Source organism: Clostridium rhizosphaerae, assembly GCF_016765585.1.
GTDB lineage: Bacteria > Bacillota > Clostridia > Clostridiales > Clostridiaceae > Clostridium_AT > Clostridium_AT rhizosphaerae.
Genome location: NZ_JAESWC010000004.1, coordinates 30,617 through 41,264 on the forward strand (window position 1 = coordinate 30,617; position 10,648 = coordinate 41,264).

9 protein-coding genes and 1 other annotated feature are annotated in these 10,648 nt (G+C 34.0%); all 9 genes read right to left on the bottom strand.

Features of this window, described 5'->3' with window-relative positions:
* Nucleotides 1–4: 4 nt before the first annotated feature.
* The 9 genes from JK636_RS10370 to JK636_RS10410 all read right to left on the bottom strand — a co-directional run bounded on the left by JK636_RS10370 (nucleotide 5) and on the right by JK636_RS10410 (nucleotide 10,639).
* A complete protein-coding gene (locus tag JK636_RS10370; protein WP_202748846.1) occupies nucleotides 5–2,554 on the bottom strand; it encodes a transglutaminase-like domain-containing protein in 2,550 nt (849 codons plus the stop codon).
* Between the two features lie 60 nt (nucleotides 2,555–2,614).
* Nucleotides 2,615–3,904: an alpha-L-fucosidase gene (locus tag JK636_RS10375; RefSeq protein WP_202748848.1), complete on the bottom strand. Its 1,290-nt coding sequence runs from the start codon at nucleotides 3,902–3,904 to the stop codon at nucleotides 2,615–2,617.
* 292 nt (nucleotides 3,905–4,196) lie between these two features.
* On the bottom strand, nucleotides 4,197–5,186 hold the full coding sequence (locus tag JK636_RS10380) for a glycoside hydrolase family 130 protein (protein WP_202748850.1): 990 nt from the start codon (nucleotides 5,184–5,186) through the stop codon (nucleotides 4,197–4,199).
* A 735-nt stretch (nucleotides 5,187–5,921) separates the two neighbouring features.
* Nucleotides 5,922–6,959: a LacI family DNA-binding transcriptional regulator gene (locus JK636_RS10385; protein ID WP_202748852.1), complete on the bottom strand. Its 1,038-nt coding sequence runs from the start codon at nucleotides 6,957–6,959 to the stop codon at nucleotides 5,922–5,924.
* Nucleotides 6,960–7,121: 162 nt separating this feature from the next.
* Nucleotides 7,122–7,517 (bottom strand): NUDIX hydrolase, encoded by a 396-nt coding sequence (locus JK636_RS10390; RefSeq protein ID WP_243428196.1) that lies wholly within the window; start codon nucleotides 7,515–7,517, stop codon nucleotides 7,122–7,124.
* 258 nt (nucleotides 7,518–7,775) lie between these two features.
* Entirely contained in the window at nucleotides 7,776–8,183 is a 408-nt protein-coding gene (locus JK636_RS10395) for an NUDIX hydrolase (protein WP_202748854.1), read from the bottom strand.
* A gap of 181 nt (nucleotides 8,184–8,364) precedes the next feature.
* Nucleotides 8,365–8,691: an HIT domain-containing protein gene (locus tag JK636_RS10400; protein ID WP_202748855.1), complete on the bottom strand. Its 327-nt coding sequence runs from the start codon at nucleotides 8,689–8,691 to the stop codon at nucleotides 8,365–8,367.
* Between the two features lie 176 nt (nucleotides 8,692–8,867).
* Nucleotides 8,868–9,872, bottom strand: coding sequence for a tryptophan--tRNA ligase (gene trpS, locus JK636_RS10405; protein ID WP_202748856.1), 1,005 nt, complete (start codon nucleotides 9,870–9,872; stop codon nucleotides 8,868–8,870).
* 65 nt (nucleotides 9,873–9,937) lie between these two features.
* Nucleotides 9,938–10,177, bottom strand: a binding site (T-box leader).
* A gap of 87 nt (nucleotides 10,178–10,264) precedes the next feature.
* Nucleotides 10,265–10,639: a desulfoferrodoxin gene (locus JK636_RS10410; RefSeq protein ID WP_202748857.1), complete on the bottom strand. Its 375-nt coding sequence runs from the start codon at nucleotides 10,637–10,639 to the stop codon at nucleotides 10,265–10,267.
* Between the last annotated feature and the right edge of the window lie 9 nt (nucleotides 10,640–10,648).

Genomic DNA, 10,648 nt, shown 5'->3' on the forward strand with positions numbered 1-10,648 from the left:
CTCCTCATTTCTTTAACAAATTTTCAAGTAGCAATTCGCCTATACCTACATGGTATCCAGACATAGCGAAAACTGCGACTAGATCCTTTTCTACTACTAGAACCAATGGCATTCCCTTAGTTCCAATCGAAAATCCATCATAGATGTCCGCCAAAGAGGCAGCTTCTTCCTGCTGTAGGTATTGCTTAATATGAGGGATTTTTTCTAATGTCTTTTGTAACGTAGGGTCATTTAACTCCTCTTTATCACTTAAAACAAAAACTATATTTTCTACTTTTTTATTAAAATCATCACTAGCTTCAATCATTTCATTTAGAAGGTGTTCCGTAGGCTCTGCTCCTACATCTAACCAGGCTACAATATTTTTTTCTTTTAGAAGCTGTGATAAATGTATAGTTTCACCATTAAGCTGCACTAGTTTTCTATCTTCAAGTGGTACCCGCATCTTTTTTGTGTCTTTTTCCTGCAAAGAAAGAGTAATAGCTTTTTCGCAGCCGCTCTCTATCTCGGTAAAGTATAAACAGCTATCTATGGTACCATCAGGTAGTCTATTTGCAGTCATCACTCGATACTTCCCAGGCTTCACATTATAAGATATAGTATCAGACTGCCATTGTATATCTTCAAAGTCTAAACTTTTATATGCTCCATTTTCCAATATAGCTACTGAATAATTTTTATGATAAACAAAATTGTCTGCATTCTTTTTTAAAAGAACTAGTCTTGCATCTCTGAATTCTAAATCTCGCAAAGATTCAGAAGCAATATTCCAAGTTCCATTCTTATAGAACTCCAAAGAACCATCTGTCTTCTCTATCCTAGCAGGAATCCCTAAGGTTCTTAAGACAGCTACAAAGGCAATTTTCATTGTCAATTCATTACCTACTCCAAGTTCCAACGCCCCCACCGGCGAAGCACTTAAGTTAGAATATTCTAATTCATTATTAAGCTGAATCTTTTCCCTTATATAATTCTCTACTTTCTCTGGTTCATCTCTAAATTCGATTATTTGCTTATCCGTAAGACTTTTTGCAATATATCTTCTATAATTAAAAATCATTTCATTAGAGATGCGTGGGCACAGTATATAATTTACAAATATCTCCCTTTCAAACTCATCTGCAAAAGGCATTGCCTCAGTTAAATGCTCTTTCAAAATCTCTTTCGTGATATCTGAAAGATCTTTTTTCTGCAGGCTCTCTAGTAAATCTATTTTATAAGAAAAATACTTATTTGTTTCATCATCTTCTAAAAATGCAATAATTTGATCATAGTTTCCTCTTGTATTAATTAAAAATGTCTCAATCTTATTACTGCTTTCCAAATACTTCTTTGCATATTCCTTTGCACTTACTGTATTGTAAAGCGTTGCTTCATAAGCTTTTCTCTTTTCTTCTGCTCTGCTGCCTCTCTTTTTTTGTTCTGCTTCCTGTTCCTTAGTTAAAGGCTTATCTTTGATTCCACCAACAGGTGGCACCATTTCTATCAGAGCTGGTTCTGTTTCAAAAGTATTTTCTCCAAGCACTAATTCTACCTTTGTAGTCTTTCGTACATCTACCTTTTGGTAGCAGTATTCGTTTTCACTATGTGCAAACACCACTATGTCCCCTAAACCAGTGATAAACTTTGCAACACCATCACTGTTGGTTTTTAAATGTGCCAATGGAAAAAATTCTGCAAAGTTGATAATTTCAAATTTCACGTCAATATCTTTTAGCGGTCTGCCTTCCTTGCCTACCACCTTTACTACCAGTTCTCTTGTTTCTGCATAATGTGGCGTCAGATTCACTTCTGTAAGATGTCCTGTCCGACTGGTTATCAGTTCATTTTCAGTCATATCTGAGAACACGCGGCTGTGCATCAGCATTCCTCTTGACGCAGGAAGTTCAAACCATCCTGTATTCAACCTGATTTCAGGTTCACAGGCTCCAAGATAATTCCACTTGCCGTCAATCAAGACTTCCACCCAGGCATGATTATCATCACAATGAGCCCATCGTGGTGTATAACACTGCCTTGCAGGTATAAAAACACTTCGGAGTGCAGCAATGGTAAGAACAGATTCTTCTCCGCACCTGCCATATGCATTTCGTATAATTGAAAAAGGCGACAATGTTCTAATGTCCGTACTTTGATAGGTTGCTTTTTCAAGGCACCAGTAATTTACCTCTATAGCTGCTTCATACATACCCTTTCCCTTGATTCTTGGATAAATTTCGTTAAAAAATTCTTCACTATAGAACTCTATATTCTCATTATTAATTCTGTATTGGAGAACATAGTTTAGAAAAGTCAAACCGTCAATTGACTCTCCCCAGGGAACAAGTTTTCTGACTTTAAGAGCATGTCTTACAAATTTCAAAAACAATTTTCCATCATAATTTGCCAAATCGCTAAGCGGCATATAGGCATACAAGAACTTCAAACAGATTTGTTCTTCTTCGTTACAAGAGTCCAATACCTGAAAAAGAGGATTTTCTCTATGTGCTGCCAGAGTTCTGATTTCCTCAAACCGCTTTTCAATTTTCTCCCGTTGTCTTTCTGTTAAAAGCATGATTACTCACCCCCAAATTTTATCTTATTCCATCATACTTAGTGAGTTTTGGTTATTTAATTAATTATGTGTAACAACGGCTCCAGCTCCACCATACATATCTATTTCGTCTTCTAGCTCCACCTTAATAACCGTTATGTGTTCATTAGCATCTTCTGGTGAAATATATATCCATGTAGTACCTGGTATATTAAACCAAGGAACACCTCCATGAACTTCATGTTTTAGTTCTTTGCTTGTATGTAATACACTTATACGCTTAATAGGTGTGGATAAACCTTTTAAGCAAAGACTTTCCTGAGGTGTATCATGTACAAATAGATATAAGGTCTTCTTATCCTTTGATAGTGTACTGCCGCCTGCCCAATACCTCTGCATAATACCTTCCCTTGTACCATGGATTGCCTCTTCATTCTGACGAATCCAATTACCTAAACCAATGAGAATATCCTGTTGCTGCTCAGGTATTGTTCCATCTTCCATAGGTCCTACATCTAAAAGCATATTACCTCCCATGCTGATGCAATCTACAAACATACGAATAATTTGCTTTAGTGTTTTGTAGTGATTATCATGAGGTACATATCCCCAGGAATCATTTATTGTTGTACAAAACTCCCATGGCCCTTCTGGTCTTGTAATAGGAATTCCTTGTTCAGGAGTTTTATAATCTCCATACCCTTGTAATCTTGAATTTATAATGATATCTTTGTTAAAGCTTTGCAGATATTCCTTAAATGAAGGCAAATTCCACTGCTTTGCACTTCTCTCCCAGTCACCGTCAAACCACAATAAATCCACTTTGCCATAATTAGTTAATAGTTCTGACAATTGATGATTATTGAATTCTAAGAAGCGTTTCCACTTATCTTCATCTTGAACCCCATCTGTTGGATTAGAAAACCTATTGACCTTGCTTAAGTCTTCTGGTATTTCTCCATTTGCATATACAGATGGATAATCTGGGTGAGACCAATCGATAAGAGAATAATAAACTCCTATATGTATGCCTCTTTTTTCAAGCGCATTATTAAATTCTTTTATAATATCTTTCTTAGCTGGAGTTTTCTTCATTACACTTAAATCACTGTACTTTGTGTCAAATAAGGCAACTCCATCGTGATGCTTAGAAGTTAATACTGCGTATTTTGCTCCTGCCTTTTCAATTAGTTCTGCCCAGCTGCCTGCATCGAACTTGCTGGCTGTAAAACCTTCTAATTGTTCCATATATTCTTCATAGGAAATTCTTCCATTGAAAAATGACCAAGATTCCGCAATACCTTTTACTGCATATATTCCATAATGGATGAAAATTCCAAGCTTTGCATCCTCAAACCAATTTTGCATCATAGTCTCCTCCTTTTAGTCGGAGCACGGGGCAGTCTGAACTCGCTCGTTTCCACTCGCTAGTCTGCCCGTTAAAGTCCATTTAGGACTTTAACCTCCTTTTAGTCGGAGCACGGGGCAGTCTGAACTCGCTCGTTTCCACTCGCTAGCCTGCCCGTTAAAGTCCATTTAGGACTTTAACCTCCTTTCAGTCGGAACACGTGGCAGCCTGACTAGCTCATTGCCATTGCTAGGCTGCTCGTTAAAGGTCATTTAGATCTTTAACCTCCTTTAATAAAATTACAATCAAAATATTTTATAGTGGATTCTCTTTTGTAAACTTAATTAATTCATCTACCGTTGTAAAAGCTAAACCAGTTACTGTATCAGCACAACCATAATAAATAGCAATTCTTCCGGTATCACTGTCTGTAAGCGTTGCACATGGGAATACTACATTTGGTACATCTCCAACACACTCATAATACTCATGTGGCGCTAAAATATATGCTGCTGAACGATGCTTTACAATCCAAGGCTTGTCGATGTCTAATATAGCACAACCCATACGATATACAAAACCATTGCATGTATGTAGCACACCATGATAAATTAACAGCCATCCTTCATCAGTTTCAATTGGAACAGGACCAGCTCCGATTTTTGTAGACTGCCATGCTGACTTGTCTCCATTATAAGTTGACATAACATGTCTATGATGACCCCAATACTCCAAATCCTTGCTCTGGCTGCAAAAGATATCTCCAAAAGGTGTATGTCCTGTATCACTTGGTCTGCTTAGCATCATATAATTTCCATTAATTTTTCTTGGGAATAGTACACCATTTCTATTGTAGGGTAAAAATGCATTCTCTAGCTGATAGAAAGTTTTAAAATCAAATGTATATGCTATTCCTATAGTAGGTCCATGATAACCATTACACCAAGTTATGTAATATCTGTCTTCAATATAGCAAACTCTTGGGTCATAACGGTATTCTCTTTTTGTAATTTCTGAATCTTCTCCTATAAAGCTTATAGGTTTTTCATTAATTTCCCAATGTATTGCATCTTTACTAAATCCAATAAATATATCCATACTAATGGATTTACTATCACAGCGAAATACCCCTGCATATCCATCCTCAAAAGGTATTACTGCACTATTAAACACACTATTAGATGTAGGTATTGCATTTCTCCCAATAATAGGATTATTACTATATCTCCAAACCGGGTCTTTACATCCTACAGGCTTGTCTTGCCATGGCATACTAGGTAATCGATTTCCAATAATTCTACTCATATTTTTCCAAAACCTCCAAATACATATTGTAATTTTTCTTCTCTATTTTAATATTTTAACTTTCCCACTTGGCTTAGTTGTATTTATGTATCAATTTTAACATCCTTTTAACTTTTTTGCAATATTTTTTAACATTTTAATATTTGCAATGTTAATTATTTTAAATTAATATTTATCTTCTATATATAAAATTAATTTTTATTTAGTTATTATTTGAATGCATTTTAACATTATGGATTATTAACCAAAGGATATTTTTAACTTTTTGTTACCTGAGCTTTATCATGTTTGACTAATTTTAGCGTTTGCTCAACTTCTTTTCAACATATATCTGCATATTTAGCAACAAAAAAGCATCTTTATACTATGTTTTTTCTAGTATAAGGATGCTTTTTTAAAAAATATGTTAAACAGATTCACAATAACAAAAAAATATTTGGGGATTATCTTAAAAATAACAGAAAGGTAGATAATAAAATGACAATGACATAAAAAAGAGAAGAAAATAGGTTCATCCATAAATTTTGTGAAGCGTATATAATATGATATGTTAATTACAACGTTGCTGGTATTTTTAACATTTGCCAATAAGTAACTACTCAGCCATATATATTGCATTTTTAAAATTAACATCATACAATGATTTTAAATTTGTAAAGGCCTGAATAGTTACGTTATACTAACAATTTACTAATTTATGCATATACCCTATCTCGTCAAAGAGCTTATTTTATATTAAAAATTTGTAGAATCTCCAAATGAAACATCAAAAGATATATATATAATTTCATACGGAGAATCCGGATCGTTAATACGATAAAGCAGTTGTCTTACTAGACGTTTTCCCAAGGCGTTCAGATCTACTTGTACCGTGGTAAGATAATTGGTCAAGTCACCATGTTCTGTAATTCCATCATATCCGGTTATTGCCACGTCTTTAGGTACTTGAATTTTATGTTCATTCAAATATTGAAGTACAAGGTTTGCTACAAAATCATTTACGCAGACGAAGGCTTGAGGCATACTATGTAATCCGCTTAAGAATTGGTTAATTTCCTCTTGGTAAGTATCAATACCAATATTTCCTGTTAAACATAATTTAGAATTAACAGGCAGATTATTTGATGACATAGCAGATAGAAACCCTTCATATCTATCTTGATTTGTTCGCGCATAATCCGTTGGCCCAATAAATCCTATTTCTGTACGTCCCTTTTCAATAATAGAATTTGTTATTTTACGAATAGTATTATGCCCTTCTAATAGTAATAAGTCACCGGTTAGTGTGTCCTCTGGAATAGAAGTGACAATATCCAAAAATACTTTTGGTATTCTTAATTTGTTTAACATCTGCAAAATAGGAATATCGTAAACATTAAGTACAATCATACCTTGTACAGTACCGTTAGATAAAACCGCAGGCAAGGTATAGGAATCATTATATTTGGACGGAAGGTATGTGTACATTAAGTTAATATTATCTTTTGCCAGTTGTTTAGCAATACAATGAATAATACTTATCCAGAACATTGAAGTATCCGGACGAGATACAACAACAGAAACAGTAATTGGGTCATCTTTTTCTGTAATATTAACCTGTTGTTCTGTTGATGTAGGCTGTTCTGATTTTAGATAACCCATCTCGAGTGCTTTTGTTATAATTTCATTACGCAAAGGTTCTGAAACTCCAGGATAATCATTGAAAACTTTCCAAACGGTTACCCTAGATACTTTAAGAGCATCTGCTAAATCCTGCATTGTTACTTTTCTCATAGTTTCTCCTATTTACTAAATAATATTTTCGAAAACCAGCTGGTTGATTTAACATTATTCACATGGTTATTATATAATAATGTTAAATTATATTCAATGGTTACTGAACAAAATGTTAAATTCAAAATAAAGTTGTTAAAAAATAATCTTGTTTTTAAATTTCTATATCATTTTTTCATACTGTTTTTTGTAATCCCTCTTCATATTGCTTTCAAACTTTTTTAAATAAATCGAAGAAAACTCTTCAGCAGATATATTAAATCTGTTTAATACATCCATATAATACATAAGCACATCTCCTAATTCCTCCACCTCAGCATAAAAAAGCTGTCCAAAGCTTTCTTCTCCATCTCTATCTACCGAATAAATACATACAGGATATAATCTAAATTCCTTTGCTCCAATCTCTTCAAATAATTCTCTGTATGCAGTATCTTTAATATTTTCTCCTTCTTCTCTATGGCCTCCCGGTATTTCCCAGGTTGTCATATCTTTATGTCTAACAAATATCCATCTATCCTTATATCGTACTGCATTTACTGCAAATTTAGTTCGCAATCTTCAATATTACCTATATCGTATATATTTACTTTTAACATTTGTTTGCTCCTTTACTGTAGTATTAACTTAATGCTCCCGTATTTCAAGGAGATACATGGATATGATAGTGCCAAACATCTTGGTTTCCAGCATGCTCACTACGCTGTCTTGTTAATGTGCCATCACACTTATATACCTGCTTTAATGCTATACATACCTCTCTTGCAAAATCATGTATTTTTGCTGATAATTCAGATGGAAGTTCATAGATATTTCCTATAAACCTTGTATATTATTGATGTCCCAGTTTTTTATTCTTATCTTATAAACCTCATGCATCTTATCAAGATTTTCCTCATTAAATTCTAGCCATTCATACTTATCATGTTCATCAGATAACTTTAAACTTCCCTCTTTTATTTTGCAAAGATATATAACCCCCGTTATCTGATAATCTTCTGCAATAAAGTTCCATGTATCTAATAGTTTTACTGGTTCTACAATAAAGTTAGTCTCTTCTTTTACTTCTCTTATTAAAGTTTCTTCTGCGGTTTCACCAAACTCCATTCTTCCTCCTGGAAGTTCATAGAGATTATGCTTTGCTATTGTCATGTGCAATGCCAAAAACTTGCCATCATTCAGAATAAATGCCCTTGCAGCGAATTCTATTTTACGAGTTTCCATTTATATCTCCTCAATTACTTTATTATTTCTTTTAATCCTGTTAGATTAAATGAGTAATATTTTATACCGATTATATTAGCAGTAGCAGGAGCAACTACAGATAAATCATCATCTGTGCTAGGGATATATGATTACTTAGCATATCTATCACACCTATCCCCTCAATTTAATATTAATAAACTTATTTTTTACTTCCATATATTAAGTGCCAGTGAAGATGTTTAGAATCTTGATACTGTCCTAAATTTGTTATTACTCTACAAGCACCACATTCTGATACAACATCTGCAGCAACTTTCTTTACAACACTAAGTATTTCTAACAATAAATCGTTTTCTTCTTCCGTAATTGTAATCAGAGAAGATATATGTTTCTTAGGAATAACTACTATATGCTTCTCATAGGCTGGTTTGGTATGATAATAGGCAAGTACATTTTCTGTTTCAAATACTTTTCTTACCTCTGTTCTTCCGTTTAATACTTGTTCACAATAGAAATCATTAGTCATCTTGCTATCTCCTCAAAGTTTCTTAATTTTCTCAAATATTCCTTTAAGATAATTATAGCATAAATTCCTATTTTTACATTTAAACTTTTCTATAAAAAAACGTAGGCTGCTGAGTTAAAAATACCCTGCAGCCTACGGCTTATTGAAAAACTTTATTGATTTTGAAAGACTTTATTTTACTTGGACACCGGTATAAATCCTATCTTCTTTTGCATCTTTCTAAGGGTCTTATTAGCAACATAATTAGCTTTTTCTGCCCCAGCTTTGTATATGCTTTCTAGATATGCTTTATCTGCAACAAGCTCCTTTACTTTTTTCTGAATTGGTTCAAGCTCTGCTACAATTGCTTCAGCTACATCCTTTTTAAACTGGGCATACCCTTGACCTTCGTATTTCTCTTCGATTTGTTCGGTAGTTTGACCTGTTATTGTACTTAATATAGTCATTAAGTTCTTAACTCCTGGCTGCTCGTCTGAGTACTTTACAACACCAATACTGTCAGTTACAGCTCTAGATACTTTCTTCCTGATAACTTCTGGAGGATCCATAATCAATATATAGCTGTTAGGATTATCATCGGATTTAGACATTTTCTTGGTGGGGTCTTGCAGACTCATTATTTTTGCTCCATTTTGCGCTATATAGCCTTCCGGAATTACAAAAGTTTCACTGTAAGTATTGTTAAACCTCTGAGCTATATCTCTGGCTAACTCCAAGTGCTGTTTTTGATCAACCCCAACAGGCACTAAATCTGTTTGGTAAAGAAGTATATCAGCTGCCATAAGCACTGGGTAATCAAGCAGCCCTGCACTTACAGAATCACCATATCTTTGTGATTTATCTTTAAACTGCGTCATCCTGCTTAATTCCCCCATATAGGTATAGCAGTTTAAAAGCCATGCTGCCTCAGAATGAGCAGGTACATGTGACTGAATAAATATAGTGTTTTTCTCAGGAACTATTCCTGCTGCTATATAAATAGACATAACCTCTAAGGTTCTTGCTCTTAAATCTTTTGGTTCTTGTCTTACTGTAATTGCATGCAAATCTACTACACAAAAGTAGCAATCATATTCTTCTTGAAGCTTTACCCAGTTTTTTATTGCTCCTAAGTAATTTCCCAATGTAAGCTGACCTGATGGTTGTATTCCACTGAATATAACCTTTCTCTTTTCTTCCATAATAATACCTCCCTCTTTTAATGAAGAATTAAAAATTAAAAAAGCCCTAAGGCTTTTTTATAAAGCCTTAGGGCGTAACATACGCGGTGCCACCTAATTCAAAAAGCATAATGCTTTTCCTTATTTATAAGATACACAATGATATCCTGCCTTTGTAACGTAAGGCTTACGTGAAGGACTACTTATGTTCATCCCCAACCTTCCAAGACCCATTCAGTTTAAGCATAACTGCTGCAATTTCACCGTCTGCAGCTCTCTTTAAATCTGTTTTTAAACTTACTTGCTTCCTGGTATAGCGGCTTAATAATATCTTTTCTTTATAATATTCCCAAATAAAAAGATTGTCAATATTATTATTGACAATCTTTTGAAAAAATATTAATAGTTTTGTGTTAAGCTTTCCAAAGGCCGTGAAGATTGCAGTATTCTCTAACAGATAAAATTTCTTCTTGGATATTAAAGAAAGCTTCTGGCTTTTCTCCTGGTTTTAAATACTTTCTATAAACATTATTTAAAGTAACAACTTCAATCCACTCAATATAATGTGTTTCAAGCATTGGATGTTCTACTGAACCTACCTTAACTAACACACCATTCTCAAACTTTTCTACTACAGGTATATGTTTTTCAACCGCTGCCTCAGTAGTATTTTCAGTTTTTAAAGTCATTGGCTGACCACAGCATACTAAAGTTCCGCCTGATGCATGAATCACTTCTACCATGTTTCCGCACTTTTCACACTTATAAACTTGTCTTAATTCTGTCATAACAAACCC